Here is a 16,873-nt window from a genome sequence, read left to right on the forward strand (position 1 = left end):
TCATGGTACAACCGATGGGCCGTATGGATTCATCAGACCACCTGTCCGGGATTATTGGCGCCATTTCCGACGGTCCCGGTGTCTACCTGATGAAAGATACCAGCGGAGAAATCATCTATGTAGGCAAAGCGATCAACCTGCAAAAACGGGTGGCATCCTACTTCCAGCGGCAGGATGCCCATGGCGCGAAAACCGAATTGATGGTCGCCCGGGTGGCTGACATTGAAACCGTGGTTACGGCTTCGGAAAAAGAGGCATTGATCCTCGAATCCAACCTGATCAAGCGGCACAGGCCCCGTTTCAATGTGGTGCTCAAGGACGACAAACGGTATCCTTCCCTTCGAATCGATATCAACTCGACCTATCCTAAAATTGAAATCGTCCGTAAAACGCCAAAGGATGGAGCCGTTTATTTCGGACCGTATTCATCCGCCCAAGCCGTGCGGCAGACCGTCAAACTGATCAATAAAACGTTTCCGCTTCGAAAGTGCAGTGATCGCACGTTGAACCACCGCACCCGGCCGTGCATCCACCATCAGATGGGCCAATGTCTGGCTCCCTGTTGCCTGCCGGTTGATCCGAAAGCCTACCGGGAAATGGTTAAGGACGTCATCCTCTTTCTAAAAGGGCGCACCCCGGAGCTGATCAGGCGGATCCGGCGCCACATGCAAAAGGCCTCCGATGCGTTGGAATTTGAAACGGCGGCGGCGCTGAGAGATCGGATGGTTGCCCTGGAAAAAACCCTGGAGCGCCAAGTAACCGTAACCACCGACTTTCTGGATCGTGATGTGATCGGTATCAGTGGCAACAGCGACTTCAGGTTGGTGAGCGTGATGAACCTTCGCCGCGGTTTTCTGCAGGGGATCCGTCATTTTGAAATCAGTCACGCCGCGCCTGAAAAAGGTGAATTGATGGCCCAGTTTCTGGCGCAGTATTACCAACAGACCCACGGGATCCCAGGAGAAGTGCTGGTACCTGAACTGCCGGAAAATAGCGAACTGCTGGAAGAGACCCTCTCTGAGTGGAAGCGGAGGCGGGTGAGGATTCGTCACCCCAAAAGGGGTGAAAAAAAACGGCTGCTGGAGATGGCTGAAAACAATTCTGAAAACACCCTTCGTGAGCGGCTCCAGAAGGCCTCCCGTGAAGCCGCTGTCCTCGATGGGCTGAAACGGCGGCTTCGTATGGATCGACTGCCGCAGCGGATCGAGTGTTTCGACAATTCCAACTTGGCCGGCACGAACCCGGTTTCAGCCATGGTCGTTTTTGTCGAAGGCCGGCCTTATAAGGCCGGCTATCGCCGTTACACCACCCGCACGGTATCCTCCCCGGACGATTATGCCAGTATGGCCGAAGTACTGACGCGACGGTACAGCAAGCTCGGGTCGTCCGGTCCTGAACCGGACCTGCTGCTGGTGGACGGTGGAAAAGGGCAGGTGAATATAGCCGTCGCGGTAATGGAACGGTTGGGATTGACGGGGCGGTTTGCCATCGCAGGGATCGCCAAAATGGACGCGGATAAAAAAGAGACCGAAGACAAGATCTATCTGCCTAATAGAGCCAACCCCGTCAACCTGGGGGCGGATGGCAGGCTTTTGTTGCTGCTCCAGCAGATAAGGGACGAGGCCCATCGCTTTGCCGTGACGTTTCAGCGCAAACAGCGGGCCCGCAAGATGATCAAATCCGCGCTGGACGGCGTCGCCGGGGTGGGGCCCAAACGAAAGCGCCTGCTGATGAGGCATTTCGGCAGCCTGAATAAGATCCGGGCAGCCACTGAGAATGAGCTCAGCAGACTGCCCGGCATCAATGAATCCCTGGCCAAGGCCATCAAACAGGCACTAGTTTAACTTGGCAAGATCGTTCTTCAGCTCCTGAACGGCAGCAGCGGATTTCATCAAGGCATTCTTCTCATCCTCGGTCAGCGTAATTTCAATCACCTGTTCCATGCCGTTTTTACCCAGCTTGACCGGTACACCGATAAAAAGGTCGTTTATTCCGTATTCACCCTGGAGATAGGCGGCACAGGGCAAGACTTTTTTCTTGTCTTTTAGTATGGATTCAGCCATTTCCACGGCGGCGGAAGCCGGTGCGTAATAGGCGCTGCCGGTCTTCAGCAGACCGACGATTTCAGCCCCGCCGTTTGCGGTGCGCTTCACCAGTGCGTCGATGCGGTCCTTGGGCAGCAGTTCGGTGATGGGAATTCCGGCCACCGTCGAGTAGCGGGGCAGTGGAACCATGGTGTCTCCATGCCCGCCCAACACGAAGGCGTGGGTATTTTCCACGGACACATCCAGTTCCATGGCAATGAACGCCCGGAAACGGGCTGAGTCCAGCACGCCGGCCATACCCAGAACCCGGTTCTTGGGGAAACCGGAAGCTTCAAAGGCCACGTGGCACATGGCGTCGAGGGGATTGCTGACGATAATCAGGATGGCGTCCGGGGAATGTTTGGCGATCTGCTGGGTAACGCTTTTGATGATCCCGGCGTTGGTGCTGATCAAATCGTCCCGGCTCATGCCGGGTTTACGGGGAATACCGGCGGTGATGATTACGATGTCCGATCCCGCGGTCGCTTCATATCCGTTGGTACCTGTCAGTTTGGCATCGTGCTTTTCAATAGGTGCGGCCTCTGTCAGGTCAAGGGCCTTTCCCTGGGGAACGCCTTCGACGATGTCCACCAGAACGACATCGCAAAGTTCTTTTTCAGCCAGCCGCTGGGCTGCGGTCGCACCAACATTTCCAGCGCCGACAACGGTAACTTTTTTGTCCATAACATGCTCCTTTGAGGGTTGAAGGGTTATTATTTCGATTTTTAGAAATTGTTCGGAAGAAGAAAACTTGATAACACACAGTCAGTTTATGTCAATATGTTTGTTTTATAAGAAGTTAGTTCTCAAATGTTGACAATAAAAGGGCAAACAGGATAAAACACCTTTTGTGACAAAATATTAGGTTCATTGGGAATCATTTCACGCCGTAAGCGATGAAAATTCGGAAAGAACCGAAAAATGACAAGTTGGGTTGCCGCGTTTTCCCAGTCCCCACAGGACAATGGCGGCAAAACCACTGTTTGACTGCCAGCAAAAACAGGATCGTGAATGGACATCAGCCTGCAAATCAAATCCCTGCTTAATGAAGCCGAATTGTACCGTGCCCAGGGACTGTTTCCCGAAGCAAAGGATAAGTACCATGCAGCGTCAGCCATGATCCACAAGATCGATAAGCTTAAAAACAAGGACAGTCTGCTGAAGGCCATTTCGGACAAGATTCATTCCCTTGAAAAAAAGACGGAGAAGGTTGAAACCGGTCCCTCCTCTCCGGAATTGTCTGAAAAAGGGCAGAACCTGATAAAGAGCCTGTTTGGTGAAAACGATCTGCAAAAAGCTGTCGCCTTAGCCAAGTTCGGTCAATTCGAGCGGGCTATCGTCGAGTTGGAAGCCTTGCTGAAAGACGATGTATACCGCGTGGATGCAGGCAAAAACATTATCCGATGCAAGATGGCGATCGCTTCTGTGGACGATGCCATCGACCAATACCATCGATGGCTTTCCGGAGACCTGTTCAACGGCCATCAACTGGAGTCCATACGGACCTATCTTCAGCCGATTATTGACAGGAAAGGCATCGATAAGATCCTGCCCGTGCCGGTGAGTGAAAGAGATGAAATTCATGCCGGCGCCGATTCAGGCGGAATCGAGTTCAGCATGCCCGAACCCGAAGAGGAAATACTGGATATCACTTCCATCGGCATCACCTTTACCAGTGGCACCCATAAGGGAAAAATGGTCGAGTTCGATGTCAATTTTCAGTCCGGTGGGACATTGAGCCTGATCATCTCCAAAAACGATAAAGGCCTGATCGACGAGTTGAAAACAGGAGATAACCTCGACGATATCCAGTTCTACTCACCCATTGCCATGTTCAAAGGAACGGCCGTCGTTGCCAACAAGACACGGATCGATGCCGGGCCGAAACAGGGCGATTTTTGTCTCGACTTAAAAGTTACTAGCACTTGACGATTAATTAACGCTGCAGTCAAACTTTGAATGCGAACACCGTATTGCGGCTAAACAAGGTCTCCAGCGCTTACATCATTACATCAGCTAAGGACAATCTTTATGGCCATTTTCAACCTGAAGAAAAGGGAAATCGAGTGTAAGGTCGTATACTACGGGCCGGGTCGGTGCGGCAAGACAACGAACCTCGAATATGTATTCAAATCATACAAAAAACAGGTGACCGGAGAAATGGTTTCCATCAATACGGAAGGTGACCGCACCCTGTTTTTCGACTTTTTACCAATCGGTTTGGGGAAGATAAAAGGATGCGACATCCGTGTACAACTCTACACCGTACCCGGACAGGTCAAATACAGCTCGACGCGCAAACTTGTTTTGCGTGGCGTGGACGGCATCGTTTTTGTGGCGGATTCTCTGGAGGTGCGTCGGGAAAAAAATATGATCTCCCTGAAGGATCTGCAGAGCAACCTCAAGGAATATGGCAAAAGCATATTCAAGGTTCCGCTTATTATGCAGTATAACAAAAGAGATCTTGCGGATGAGGGAATCCCACTGATGTCCATCGAACAGATGGATCGTGACTTGAACCGGCAGTTGAAAGTCCCTGCTTTCCCGGGCAGTGCGGTGAAGGGGACGGGGGTGGGAGTGACACTGAAGGCGTGTTTAATGGAAACACTGAAATCCTTGCAAAGGGAATTCAAGTGGGCAAAATAGGGGCCGGTCCTTCCGATGAATGAAAGCGTTGCGTTATCGGGAAGCCTGGGCTTCCTCTCCCTGGGTGACATCATTCAACTGCTTGGTTCAAGCGGTAGCACGGGGGTGCTCCGTCTGATCAACCGTTATGCACCGGATCCGGGATTCATCTATTTTATCGAGGGAAATCCGATCAATGCCCAGAGCGGAGATGTCGAGGGGCTCGATGCCCTATACTCTCTTTTTGGATGGGTCAACGGTTCTTTTGAGTTCACTCGAGAGGCCGTGTTGGCCGATAAACGAATCAACAAGAGCCGGATGGGGATCATCCTGGAGGGCATGAAGCTGCTGGATGACGGTCATATCAAGAAGGTCGGACCGGCCAATGCCGCCGAGAAAGCTGCCGACATGAAACGATTGCTTTCCAAGACCGCCATCGTCAAGGGCCCGCTCGTGGATTACATGTACGTCGTCGATGAGGAGGACTTTTTCGACAGCGAGCATATCGTAGAAGAAGGTAAGCACGGAAGCTGGATCTGGGTGATATTGGAGGGCGTCGTCGATATCGTCAAAGAGGTGGAGTCGGGCACTATTCCCATTATCCGTATTGGCGACGGCTCATTTATCGGCAGTATGGCCTCTTTTCTGTTGCAGGGCCACATCCGCACCGCCACGGCTATCGCCGTGGGCAATGTCCAACTGGGTGTTCTGGATTCCCAGCGCCTGGCCCAGGAATACGCCGGCATGTCACTGGAATTCCGAACCTTCTTAACCAGCCTGGACAAGCGAATGAAACAGCTGACCGATCGCATCGTTGAATATCATGACGGGAATATTCAGACCGCTGAGATCCTGAAAGATAAAAAGGTGCTCCTCCGACAAGGAAAAGCCGAAGAACAACAGCTTTACGTGCTGAAACAGGGCCGGGCCTCCGTTGTGAGAGATACCGAAAACGGCCCGGTCGTTCTGTGCCATCTTTACAAAGGCGACTTTTTTGGCGATGTGCCTTTCCTGCACCTGGGACAAGAGCCCGAAGGCGCATCCATCTATGGTTCGGAAAATATAAAAATCGCCAAGATAGAAGCCGTATCGCTGCAAAAGGAATACAACCGACTCTCGACCACGTTTAAAAACATTGTGGATAATATGGCCACCTGCATGTCTGTGACCGCGGACATCGTCTGCCGTTCCCTGGCTTCCAAAAAAGAGGTGGCCGCGGACACAAACGCCCGGCAATAAATAGGAATGGCCATCGTCGGCATCGGAAACCCCTTACCATCGGGACAAAGGTGAACCCCAATGAACGAAAAGAGAAAGCATTCCAGAGTGGATTCGATCTATCTGCTCAATTATGTGAATCTGGATGAGAATGACAAAGAGATGATGCAAGGCATGGGGCGCACGATCAACGTCTCCGAGTCGGGGATCATGCTGGAAACCCACGTGCCATTCAGCGAGAATGATACGGTGGACGTCGTCGTGGGGCTCAAAGAGGACATGGTGACCATTCGCGGAAAAGTGGTCTTCAGCCGGACCACCGATGCCGGGTTGCATCAGTCCGGCATCCAGTTTCTGTCCATCGAAGATGCATCGTTGGCGACCCTTCGCCGTTACATCGATGCATTCAATGCCTTTTCCGCCAATGCTTGAACTCGATCAGGTGAACATCATCGAATGAATCGACCCCGGAAGGCCAGCCTGTCGGGTAAACAAAGGAATCTTACACATGACACGTGTGGTACGAGAAACTGGTTTTTCAAACTTGAAATTAATTCAACGCGGCAAAGTCCGAGACATGTATGATCTGGGCGATGCCTATCTGATGGTAGCGACGGACCGGATGTCTGCGTTTGATGTGGTCCTGCCCGATCCCATACCGGATAAAGGCGTCGTGCTTACCCAGATTTCCCTTTTCTGGTTCGACATCATGAAGCCGCTGATCGGCAATCACGTCATCACCGCCGATGTCTCTCGCTTTCCTGAATCCTGCCGACCCTATGCCCGGGATCTTCAAGGACGCAGCATCGTCGTCAAAAAAGCCAAGCCGCTTCCAGTGGAGTGCGTGGTCCGCGGCTACATTACCGGGTCCGGTTGGAAGTCCTACCTCAAGGACGGGACCGTTTGCGGCATCCGTCTTCCGGAAGCGCTGGTCGAATCCGACCGGTTGCCAATGCCGATTTTCACACCGTCTACCAAGGAAGAGATCGGCAAGCACGATATCAATATCGACTTCGACGAAATGGTTAAGCGGATCGGCGCGCCGTTGGCGGAACAGGTCAGGGATCTATCACTGGCCATATATAAAAAAGGTGCACAGATCGCCGATGAAAAAGGGATCCTCATCGCCGATACCAAATTCGAGTTCGGCCTGGTGGATGGTAAACTGATTCTCATCGATGAAGTGTTGACCCCTGATTCATCGCGGTTCTGGCCTAAAGCCACCTACACTCCAGGAGGATCGCAGAAGAGTTTCGATAAGCAGTATCTGCGCGATTACCTGCATTCGCTGGACTGGAACAAAACCGCACCGGGGCCCCGACTTCCCCAGGCGGTGATAGACAATACGCGAGCCAAGTATGTGGAGGCCCTGACGCTGCTTTGCGGCGACAGCCATGGACTTTGAAATCACCCCCGTTTTGATGAGGCAGATCAAAACGGAAGATCATACCTTTAAAATAACCACGAAAACCGAAAAAACCGAACTGGCTGGGTGCATCCGCGCCATCGGTCTCCTGCAACCGCCGGTGCTTATAAAATCAGGGCAAGATTTCACCATCGTTTGCGGATTCCGCCGGATCAACGCGTGTGAAACCTTGAACAGGCAAACGATTCCGGCCCGAATACTCCCATCCACGGTCTCAACCATTCGGTGTGCCCAGATCGCCGTATTGGATAACGCTTCACAACGCCCATTAAACATTGTCGAACAATCCCGTGCATACGCGTTGATCCGAAAGTATGCTGATGATTCAACCGCCTGGTTGAAGATTGCCGAATCGGCAGGATTGGCCGGCAGTCAAACTGCAGTGGATCGGATCACCCCAATAGCCGACATGCCGGTACCCATGCAGGAAGCCATCCTCGAGGGAAGCATTGCCCCTCCCATCGCCCTTCAGCTCAGCCAGTTGGCGGGCGATGATGCCAACGCCCTGTGTCGCTTTTTCCGGCAACTTAACACCGGTTTGAACATCCAGCGAGAACTGTTGGCGTTGGTTTCTGAAATCTCACTCAGGGATGATGTTCCCATCGCCGGGTTGATAGCGCAGGCAGATATTGCCGATACTATGAATAATGCGGATTTACCCGCACCACAAAAAGCGCAACAATTGAGAATGACGCTTAAGTCGAAGCGCTTCCCCCAATTGAGCAAAGCCGAAGCGGCGTACAACCAAAAGGTGAAATCCCTTAAATTGAACCCTCGTGTTCAAATTCATCCTCCGCGGTTTTTTGAAGGAACGTCCTACCGGTTGAGCTTGACCATTGATTCCCGCCGGGAGTTGAAATCCCTGCAATCCGAATTGGATAAGCTGGTTCTCCACCCCAATCTGCTTCCGGAATAGATTCCTAAGCAAACGCTTCCTTTTGCACGATACGATGGCGATCCGCTGATGAAATGATCTGTGTATGCCGCCGGCTTATATAGCTAAATGGCTATGATTGTAACGCAGAGCCCCCCTGTGGCTTGCCGCAGCGGATGATTGGCTTGAGTCGCGTCAGTGCATATTAAGGAACCGTTTCGATGATCATCGATTTTACATCCACTCGACAACTCCCCGCTTCACCGATGGCCGGAATACCTGCTTCGTTCCAGGAAACAAGGGAGTAAAGGCTATCGTAGCTATCGTCCTCCTCGTTGCCTTCATCTCTGAAAATCTCTAACAATCTGTAATTTAATAAAATATATTACATTGCGTCAACATGTTTTGCATGTTTCCGGCGGCGAACTAAAAATACATAGAAAATATGGTTATAATTAAAAAACATGAACAAATATTACTTGACAAATACAAGGCAAGATATATAAGCTCTTTTAAGAAATAAATGGAATTCATTTAATATGGGGATTCAGGAACGAAAAGAGAGGGAGCGTGAACGACGCCGGCAACAGATCATGGTTGCCGCCAAGCGGGTCTTTACCAACAAGGGGTTCGCCAAGGCAACCATGGAAGACATTGCCAAAGAAGCCGAACTTAGCCCCGGTACATTATACCTTTATTTTAAAAACAAGGACGAACTATACGCCTCTCTGTCTCTTCGAATTCTTCAATACCTGATGATCCGCCTTGAACACGTCAACGCCGAACCGTTCACCGATGCGTCACAACGCTTGAACGCCCTGAAAGAAGCCATGTTCGATGTTTACGAGTTCGATCCGCTCATTCTGATCAACATGTTCCACATGCAGTCCAGTGAAACGCTGAAGAACCTTTCTCCGGATTTGTTGAACCAGATTGAATCGCTGAGTCGCAGTTCCCTGAAAGTCATGGCAAACATTTTTGAAGAGGGTATCCGCAAAAACATGTTTGTGGACAGACACCCGACAGCCGTTGCCGATATCCTCTGGTCTCTTTTTTCCGGCATCATTCTCTGGGAAACCAGCAAAAAAATCATCAATGGCGAAAAAGACTTTTTAAAAGAGACTTTCGATACCGCATTTGAAATCTTTTCCCGCGGGATCATGCGCCATTGAGCGGCGCACCAACCATTATCTGTTTGACGACAACACTTAACTGGAATGGATGAAAGGGGGGATTAAACAAGGGGAGGGGGACTTCTTTTCAAATGCAATCACCTCGGAAAGATGGTTTGAGAACTAAGGGGCAGACGACAGGGAGCAAATGAAAGACGCACTGAAAAGAAGCCAAACGCACACCAGTCCGACTGAACTTACAACTTTAATCGGAGGAGAGTGACCCATGGCAGAAAAAGAAGTTGTCGAAACATCAGAGGCGCAAATTGCCGTACACTGGCAGGAAGAGGGATACTACTATCCGTCCACCGAGTTCATCGCCCAGGCAAACATGACGGACAAAGGCATCTACGACCGGTTCAGCCTGGATAATTTCCCAAATTGCTTCAAGGAATATGCCGATCTCTTAACCTGGTACGAATACTGGGACGAAATTCTGGATACCAGCGATGCACCCTGCTACAAGTGGTTCAAGGGCGGAAAGATCAACGCCAGCTACAACTGCGTGGACCGTCACCTGAAGAATAACAAGAACAAGACCGCCATCCACTTTGTTCCCGAGCCGCTGGATGAGAAATACGAGCACATCACCTACCAGGAGCTCTATGTGCGGGTGAATGAATTTGCCGCCCTGCTCAAGGATTTTGCCGGTCTGAAACGCGGTGACCGGGTTACCCTGCATATGCCCATGATTCCCGAACTGCCCATCACCATGCTGGCCTGCGCCCGTTTGGGCGTGATTCATTCCCAGGTGTTCGGCGGGTTCAGCGGGACCGCCTGTGCCGACCGCATCGTCGACTCTGGCAGCCATGTCCTGATCACGGCAGATGCCTACTACCGCAGCGGTACGCTCCTCGACCACAAGCAGAACGCGGACATCGCCGTCAAGCATGCCGAAAAAGACGGGCAGAAGGTCGACAAAGTACTGGTCTGGCAGCGCTACCCCGGCAAGTACTCCGCCAAGACCCCCATGGTCGACGGACGCGACTTTTTCGTCAACGACCTGCTGAAGAAATACTATGGCGCCCGGGTGGAACCGGAACGCATGAACTCCGAAGACCCGCTGTTTTTGATGTACACCTCAGGCACCACCGGCAAACCCAAAGGCTGTCAGCACGGCACTGGCGGCTACCTCTCCTACGTCACCGGAACCTCCAAGTTCGTTCAGGACATCCATCCCGAAGATGTCTATTGGTGCATGGCCGATATCGGCTGGATTACCGGCCACTCCTACATTGTTTACGGCCCGCTGGCCAACTGCGCCTCGACGGTCATCTACGAGGGCGTGCCCACCTATCCGGATGCCGGGCGCGCCTGGCGCATCGCCCAGGACCTGGACGTGAATATCTTCCACACCGCCCCCACGGCCATTCGCGCCCTCAGGAAAATCGGCCCTGACGAACCGGCCAAGTACACCTACCACTTCAAGCACATGACCACCGTGGGCGAACCCATCGAGCCGGCCGTATGGAAGTGGTACCACAAGGAAGTCGGCAAGGGTGAAGCCATTATCGTAGATACCTGGTGGCAGACCGAAACCGGCGGTTTCCTTTGCAGCACCCTGCCGGCCATCACCCCCATGAAACCGGGCAGCGCCGGGCCGGGCATGCCGGGTATTCACCCCATCATTTACGACGACGACGGCAATGTGGTTCCCCGGGGAGCCGGGAAGGCCGGCAACATCTGCATCCAGAACCCCTGGCCAGGCATGTTCATGACCATCTGGGGCGACCGTGATCGCTTCGTTGACACTTATTTTGCCCGCTACTGCAAGGATCCCAAAAGCACGGATTGGCGGGATTGGCCCTACCTGACCGGTGACGCCGCCGTGGAGGCCGAAGACGGCTATTACCGGATCCTGGGGCGCATCGACGACGTCATCAACGTGTCCGGGCACCGCCTGGGGACCAAGGAAATCGAATCCGCCGCCCTGGTGGTGCCGGAAGTGGCCGAAGCCGCCGTCGTTCCGGTCAACCACGAGATCAAGGGCAAGGAACCGGATCTTTACATCGCGCTCAAACCCGGTTTCACAGCCAGCGACGAAATGGCCAAGAAGATTTCCGATGTGGTCTGTGACCAGATCGGCAAGATTGCCAAGCCGCGCAAGGTATGGATCGTCAAGGATATGCCCAAGACCCGCTCTGGCAAGATCATGCGCCGGGTGCTGGGTGCACTGTCCAACAACCGCGATGTGGGTGACGTCATGACTCTGGCCAACCCCGAAATTGTCGAAGAGATCAAACAGATGGTCAAATAATCATTTTCAAACAAAACGGACCGGGATCGGAAGTGCTTTCCGATCCCGGTCCGAAAGAGTCATGAAAGGAGGTGAGGGCGCGCCCTGAGCGATCAGGAGAACCAGTAATTTATTTGGCGGCCGGTCAACTTCATTGACGAAAAGGCACAGGAGGAAAAACTATGGCAGGAACCACGTGGGTTTACATCATGTTGGGTCTTTATATTATCTACTGTTTTTATTGGGGGCTTAAAGGGTATTTCACGGAAAAGACCTCTTCCGGTTACTCCATCGCCGGACGATCCATTCCCTTTTTCGCCTTTCTGCTGGCGGCAACGGCGGCATCGTTTTCGGGATGGACCTTCATCGGCCATCCGGGTCTCATCTGGCGGGACGGTCTGTCCTATGCGTTCGCCTCGTTTTACGTGCTGACCATTCCCATCACCGGTACGTTCTTTTCAAAGCGCACCTGGCTGTTGGGCAAACGCTACGGCTTCGTTACCCCGGGCGACATGTACGCCTACTACTTCAATTCTGAACCGTTGCGGTTTCTGGTTGTCCTCACGGCGGTTCTGTACTCCATCTTTTACTCGGCGGTGCAGCTGATGGCCTCCGCCGCCCTGTTTAACGTCATCGCCGGTGTACCGGTGACCTTCGGCGCCATCTTCATGGCCTTCATCGTCTGGTTCTACGTCTGCACCGGCGGCCTCAAGGCCAGCACCAGGGTCGGCGTGATCCAGTTCGTACTGCTGGTCGGTGGGATCGTCATCCTCGGCCTGTTCGTGGTCACCTCGGAGCAGTTTGGCGGCTGGTCGGGATTCTCGGCGGCGGTACACAATCTGGACGCCAAGCTCCTCGAAGTTCCCCGGGTAATCAACACGGTCGATTATTTAGGCGGTGCACCGGGTGAAAGCGCCTGGACCGCGGTAATGATCCTCACCTACATGTTCGCCCTGATGGGAATCCAAAGCTCTCCGGCCTTCACCATGTGGACATTCGGCATCAAGTCCCCCAAACCCTTGGCTTGGCAGCAGGCCTTCATGTCTACCTTCGTGGTCGGCTTCGCCCTGTTCTTTTTCACCGCCTTCCAAGGCATGGGCGGTAAAGTGCTCCAACTGGCCGGACATGCGGCGTTCCAAGATATAACCCAGGCCACACTTGTACCGACACTGATGGTTGAATTCCTGCCTCCCTTCATGCTCGGCGTCGTGTTCATGGGTGCCATCGCGGCCATCCACTCCACGGCAGCGCCTTACATCGGCACCGGCGGATCCATCCTGCTGCGTGATGTCTACTGGCGTTACATCCGCAACCAGGAAGCCAGCCATGCTGAGCAGATCTGGATGAACCGTGTTTTCGCCACGCTTCTGACTATCCTGGCGCTGACCGTAGGCATGACGTCCAAGGCGGCCCTGGTTATCCTCGGTGCACTGGCCACGGCCTTCGGATTCGTCATGTACGTCCTTCTGGTCGGCGTGATCTGGGGCTTCAAATTCCCACGGGTCGGTGCCGTGCTGGGCGTGCTCACCGGCATGATCGCCGTCTATCTCACCTATGCAGTCTGGCCTAACCCGCTATCCATGCACTGTGCGTTCTGGGGTACGGCAAGCGGTTTAACCGTTGCATTCATCTGCAGGGGGCTCGGTTTCAAGGATGACGAAGAGACCGTCAAACGCCAGGCAGAGATCAGGAACTTTCTCGACGACATCGATGCGCCCAGCGCATCGGGCAAGCAGTGGCGCAGCATCATGAAGATCGCCACCCCCGTCTGGTATTTCTTTGCCATCGGCCCGGCCTGTATTCTGGGCAATAAGGCCTTCTCTTTTGCCGGGTTTACCCCCCTGTGGTCCTGGCAGATCGCCTGGTGGATCCTGGGTATCGTCATGATGTGGGCCCTGTGCTTCAAAGCGGAAATGGCGACCACCAACGAAGTTCAGATCGACCGTGCCGAAAAGGAAACCAACATCGTCGTCAAGGAAGCCTAAACGATAAAGGAGGCATCACCCATGAAAAAAGAAGACATGTGGATGATTGGACTGGTTGTGTTCTCCATCCTGTGGACTGCATCCTTTGGATGGGGGCTGTTCGGGTAGGCCGAACGGGCTGCTGTTAATCGATCCGGGCACCGAAAGATCGTTCGCTGCCGGTGCCCGGAAAGCAACGCTTGACTGAGAAGGCACAGGGAGATGTCCCTTCCTGTGCCTTCCCGAAAAAGCGCTGTCTCCCTACAAAATAAAGGACGACATCATGTCACTCAAACCCAAAGCCGTCACCTGCCAGTGCGGACACACGTTCACTTCCAATCGTGATCGCATGTGGTGCGAACGCTGCGCACACGCCGTCTATTACCACGAGAAAGATAAAAACAAATATAAACTGAGCAACATGTACATTACCGGCGTCATCGTGGCTGTAATTACTTTTTTAACCTACGTTTTTATGGAACTCATAGCAACACCGTTACTTTCTTTGTAATACGGTGGTGCTGCAATACCCGATTGCGGTATAGTCGACCGCCCTTATTTTGCAATTCCCGCTCTCACCGCGGCAACACAGCGGCCGCTTTATCTTTCTGCATCCTTTTGCATCCATTGGCTGTATCGTCCGGAACTAAAATCCGTCGTCACAACGTTTGTATTCTTGAAATCCTTTAAAATCGAGGGTATAGATTATTATGGCCAACAAGATTCTGATTGTCGATGACGAACCGAGCATTACTGTACCATTGAAGTTTCTGATGGAACAGAACCAGTTCGAAGTAATGGTCGTTCACAGCGGGGAAGATGCCCTTGCCGCCATTGAGACGTTCGCGCCTGATCTGGTTCTGCTGGATGTCATGCTGCCAACCGTCGATGGGTTTCAAGTTTGCCAGAACTTGAAATCTGACCCGCGCCACGAATCGATCAAAGTGGTTTTTCTTTCTGCAATGACGCGTGATATGGACATCGCCAAAGGACATACACTGGCCGCGGATGCCTACATCACCAAACCTTTTTCCAATGCCGAAGTGGTCAGGCAGGTCGAAGAACTCCTCAACGGATGAAACTGAACAATAAATTCTGGCTGTTCGCTGTTGTCTGCATGGCCTTTACGGCGGTTATCGCCGTGACCCTGGCGGTACTTTTCTGGCGGGAACTCAATCCGTCTGAACAGCAACTGTTGATGCGCCTGTTTAAAGAACAGTTCTGGTACTTTTTCAGTACCGGCGTGTTCCTGTTTGCGGCGTTCGGATTCACCCTGGACTGGTTCTTCCGTTTTTACATCCTGCCGTTGAATCAGCTCATCGAAGAAACCCAGGTGATGAACACCGTCAATCCGGCCCACCGATTGAAGATAGACGGCAGCCGCGAAGTCCAGAAACTGGCGAAATTGATCAATGTCTGCGGGGATCAATACGAGGCCGCCAAGAACATCATCGATCAGTCCGTTGAAACGGCAAAAGCCAAGACGGAAGCGGAAAAAAACATATTGGCCACGATCATGGCCGAACTGACCCAAGGGGTATTGATCTGTGACACGGTCGGCCGAATCTTGCTGTATAACCGGCAAGCGCAACGCGTACTCAACAAGGTTCAACGTCCCAGCACTTCGGATAATGCCGAGAAAGATTACGATTTGGAAACGGACGGCTTTGTCGGTTTACATCGTTCGATTTATTCTCTGATCGACAGGAATCTGGTTCAATATGCGCTAAAAGACATTCAGACCAAGCTTGACCAAAAAAAGGAGAATGTATCCTCTCACTTTGCCGTGGTGACCCAAAACCGGAGGCATATCCGGGTGGAAACCCTTCCCATCCTGGACGAGGACAAACGTTTTGCCGGTTTCGTTCTGATCTTTTCGGACATCACTCACCAGCTGGAACATGCCAGTCGATTGAACCAACAATTAAAAAGAACGGCAAAAAATCTTCGATCGTCAATTGCCGCCATCCGGTCCACTGTTGACTTGATGATCCAGTTTCCCGACATGGGTGCCGACCAGAAGGCCGCTTTCCTTGAAAACATCGCTGCGGAAACCCAGTCATTGAGCCGGCTGTTGAGAACGGAGCTAACCGAAACGGCCAGTTATGCCAATTCTCGCTGGCCGCTTTCACCGATCCTCGCCAGCGAATTCATCCAGACCCTCAAGAACGAAACCATGCCGAACGCCGATCTGGAGCTTGACATCAGCGAATGTGATTCCCGTTGCATGATCCGGGTGGATAGCTACTCACTGGTTTCGGCAATCGGCTTCGTAGTGGCATGTCTCAAAAAAGAGTATGATACGGAATGTCACCGCATACGATTGACCGCGCCTGGCAATCTGGTTCAAATTGACCTGATCTGGCAGGGCGAGCCGGTAAAGATCGAAACCCTGCGGCAATGGAGCGACCGGCCGTTGACCGGAACCCAAAAAGGCTATCCGCTGAGCTTGAAGGAAGTCCTCGACCACCATCACGCAGAAATCTGGCCACATACCGATAAGCAGAACAGTGACCAATCCTGCCTTCGATTCTTTATTCCTATGGTTCAATCAGAAGGTGTGCCGGAAAATATTCGCCATGTTACACTGCTGCCAAAAGGCCGGCCGGAATTCTACGATTTCGATTTGTTTGATCAAGCTGGACAAACTCCGGAAATGGGCCAACGGATGCTCGGAGAACTCAACTATACGGTATTCGATACGGAAACCACCGGGTTGGATCCGCGAGGTGGTGATGAAATAATATCCATTGGTGCCATCCGGGTAGTCAACGGGCGCCTGCTTCACACGGAGACCATCAATCAACTGATTGACCCATGTCGGTCCGTACCTGCCGAATCCATCAAGTATCATGGTCTAGATGAAAGTATGCTCAAAGGGAAACCGACGATTGAAAAGGTGCTGCCATTTTTTCACCGGTTCGCTCAGAATACGGTTCTGGTCGCGCACAATGCCGCCTTCGACATGCGCATGCTGCAGATGAAAGAGAAGGCGACCGGTATTCGCTTCGTCAACCCGGTGCTCGACACCATGCACCTGTCTGCCGTCCTTCACCCGGCCCATAATGACCACACATTGGAAAGCATCGCCAAACGGTTGGGGGTCACAATCGCCAAGCGGCACGACGCACTTGGAGATGCCATCGCCACGGGGGAGGTATTCATCAAAATGATTCCACTGCTCAATGAACACGGGATTTACACCCTCCAAGACGCCATGGCCGCCTCCCAGCGAACCTATTACGCCATGCGCCGCTACTGAGAATAGAAGCCC

14 protein-coding genes are annotated in these 16,873 nt (G+C 52.7%); 13 read left to right on the forward strand and 1 reads right to left on the reverse strand.

Features of this window, described 5'->3' with window-relative positions:
• Window positions 1–23: 23 nt before the first annotated feature.
• The gene (uvrC, locus tag ACZCED_RS01960; protein ID WP_464860097.1) at window positions 24–1,844 is read left to right on the forward strand and encodes an excinuclease ABC subunit UvrC; all 1,821 of its coding nucleotides are present in this window, start codon (window positions 24–26) and stop codon (window positions 1,842–1,844) included.
• On the opposite strand, the gene mdh is transcribed toward uvrC, so the two are convergent.
• On the reverse strand, window positions 1,836–2,768 hold the full coding sequence (mdh, locus tag ACZCED_RS01965; RefSeq protein ID WP_462968093.1) for a malate dehydrogenase: 933 nt from the start codon (window positions 2,766–2,768) through the stop codon (window positions 1,836–1,838). The two genes, uvrC and mdh, sit on opposite strands and share 9 nt — an antisense overlap.
• Window positions 2,769–3,095: 327 nt before the next feature.
• On the opposite strand from mdh, the gene ACZCED_RS01970 reads away from it, so the two are divergent.
• The 12 genes from ACZCED_RS01970 to ACZCED_RS02025 all read left to right on the forward strand — a co-directional run bounded on the left by ACZCED_RS01970 (window position 3,096) and on the right by ACZCED_RS02025 (window position 16,861).
• Window positions 3,096–4,013, forward strand: coding sequence for a hypothetical protein (locus tag ACZCED_RS01970; RefSeq protein WP_462968092.1), 918 nt, complete (start codon window positions 3,096–3,098; stop codon window positions 4,011–4,013).
• 102 nt (window positions 4,014–4,115) lie between these two features.
• Entirely contained in the window at window positions 4,116–4,730 is a 615-nt protein-coding gene (locus ACZCED_RS01975) for a GTP-binding protein (RefSeq protein ID WP_462968091.1), read from the forward strand.
• 15 nt (window positions 4,731–4,745) lie between these two features.
• Entirely contained in the window at window positions 4,746–5,948 is a 1,203-nt protein-coding gene (locus ACZCED_RS01980; protein WP_464860098.1) for a cyclic nucleotide-binding domain-containing protein, read from the forward strand.
• A gap of 60 nt (window positions 5,949–6,008) precedes the next feature.
• On the forward strand, window positions 6,009–6,359 hold the full coding sequence (locus ACZCED_RS01985; protein WP_462968089.1) for a PilZ domain-containing protein: 351 nt from the start codon (window positions 6,009–6,011) through the stop codon (window positions 6,357–6,359).
• Window positions 6,360–6,435: 76 nt separating this feature from the next.
• Window positions 6,436–7,332, forward strand: a complete 897-nt coding sequence (locus tag ACZCED_RS01990; protein ID WP_464860099.1) for a phosphoribosylaminoimidazolesuccinocarboxamide synthase — start codon at window positions 6,436–6,438, stop codon at window positions 7,330–7,332.
• Window positions 7,322–8,269 (forward strand): ParB/RepB/Spo0J family partition protein, encoded by a 948-nt coding sequence (locus ACZCED_RS01995; protein ID WP_464860100.1) that lies wholly within the window; start codon window positions 7,322–7,324, stop codon window positions 8,267–8,269. The genes ACZCED_RS01990 and ACZCED_RS01995 overlap by 11 nt, the downstream gene beginning before the upstream one ends.
• A 497-nt stretch (window positions 8,270–8,766) precedes the next feature.
• Window positions 8,767–9,399 carry a TetR/AcrR family transcriptional regulator gene (locus ACZCED_RS02000; RefSeq protein WP_462968086.1) on the forward strand — a complete coding sequence of 211 codons (633 nt, stop codon included), beginning with the start codon at window positions 8,767–8,769 and terminating at the stop codon, window positions 9,397–9,399.
• A 226-nt stretch (window positions 9,400–9,625) separates the two neighbouring features.
• Window positions 9,626–11,656, forward strand: coding sequence for an acetate--CoA ligase (gene acs, locus ACZCED_RS02005; protein WP_464860101.1), 2,031 nt, complete (start codon window positions 9,626–9,628; stop codon window positions 11,654–11,656).
• A gap of 161 nt (window positions 11,657–11,817) precedes the next feature.
• Window positions 11,818–13,620 carry a sodium:solute symporter family protein gene (locus ACZCED_RS02010; RefSeq protein ID WP_464860102.1) on the forward strand — a complete coding sequence of 601 codons (1,803 nt, stop codon included), beginning with the start codon at window positions 11,818–11,820 and terminating at the stop codon, window positions 13,618–13,620.
• A gap of 262 nt (window positions 13,621–13,882) precedes the next feature.
• Window positions 13,883–14,110: a hypothetical protein gene (locus tag ACZCED_RS02015; protein WP_462968083.1), complete on the forward strand. Its 228-nt coding sequence runs from the start codon at window positions 13,883–13,885 to the stop codon at window positions 14,108–14,110.
• A gap of 199 nt (window positions 14,111–14,309) precedes the next feature.
• Window positions 14,310–14,678: a response regulator transcription factor gene (locus ACZCED_RS02020; protein WP_462968082.1), complete on the forward strand. Its 369-nt coding sequence runs from the start codon at window positions 14,310–14,312 to the stop codon at window positions 14,676–14,678.
• Entirely contained in the window at window positions 14,675–16,861 is a 2,187-nt protein-coding gene (locus ACZCED_RS02025) for a 3'-5' exonuclease (RefSeq protein ID WP_464860103.1), read from the forward strand. The genes ACZCED_RS02020 and ACZCED_RS02025 overlap by 4 nt, the downstream gene beginning before the upstream one ends.
• Window positions 16,862–16,873: the final 12 nt, after the last annotated feature.

Source organism: Desulfosarcina sp., from assembly GCF_055467485.1.

Bases quoted from the DNA above. Each gene is read 5' to 3' on its own strand.
- uvrC (WP_464860097.1), top strand. From the start codon at position 24: ATGGATTCATCAGACCACCTGTCCGGGATTATTGGCGCCATTTCCGAC.
- mdh (WP_462968093.1), bottom strand. From the start codon at position 2,768: ATGGACAAAAAAGTTACCGTTGTCGGCGCTGGAAATGTTGGTGCGACC.
- ACZCED_RS01970 (WP_462968092.1), top strand. From the start codon at position 3,096: ATGGACATCAGCCTGCAAATCAAATCCCTGCTTAATGAAGCCGAATTG.
- ACZCED_RS01975 (WP_462968091.1), top strand. From the start codon at position 4,116: ATGGCCATTTTCAACCTGAAGAAAAGGGAAATCGAGTGTAAGGTCGTA.
- ACZCED_RS01980 (WP_464860098.1), top strand. From the start codon at position 4,746: ATGAATGAAAGCGTTGCGTTATCGGGAAGCCTGGGCTTCCTCTCCCTG.
- ACZCED_RS01985 (WP_462968089.1), top strand. From the start codon at position 6,009: ATGAACGAAAAGAGAAAGCATTCCAGAGTGGATTCGATCTATCTGCTC.
- ACZCED_RS01990 (WP_464860099.1), top strand. From the start codon at position 6,436: ATGACACGTGTGGTACGAGAAACTGGTTTTTCAAACTTGAAATTAATT.
- ACZCED_RS01995 (WP_464860100.1), top strand. From the start codon at position 7,322: ATGGACTTTGAAATCACCCCCGTTTTGATGAGGCAGATCAAAACGGAA.
- ACZCED_RS02000 (WP_462968086.1), top strand. From the start codon at position 8,767: ATGGGGATTCAGGAACGAAAAGAGAGGGAGCGTGAACGACGCCGGCAA.
- acs (WP_464860101.1), top strand. From the start codon at position 9,626: ATGGCAGAAAAAGAAGTTGTCGAAACATCAGAGGCGCAAATTGCCGTA.
- ACZCED_RS02010 (WP_464860102.1), top strand. From the start codon at position 11,818: ATGGCAGGAACCACGTGGGTTTACATCATGTTGGGTCTTTATATTATC.
- ACZCED_RS02015 (WP_462968083.1), top strand. From the start codon at position 13,883: ATGTCACTCAAACCCAAAGCCGTCACCTGCCAGTGCGGACACACGTTC.
- ACZCED_RS02020 (WP_462968082.1), top strand. From the start codon at position 14,310: ATGGCCAACAAGATTCTGATTGTCGATGACGAACCGAGCATTACTGTA.
- ACZCED_RS02025 (WP_464860103.1), top strand. From the start codon at position 14,675: ATGAAACTGAACAATAAATTCTGGCTGTTCGCTGTTGTCTGCATGGCC.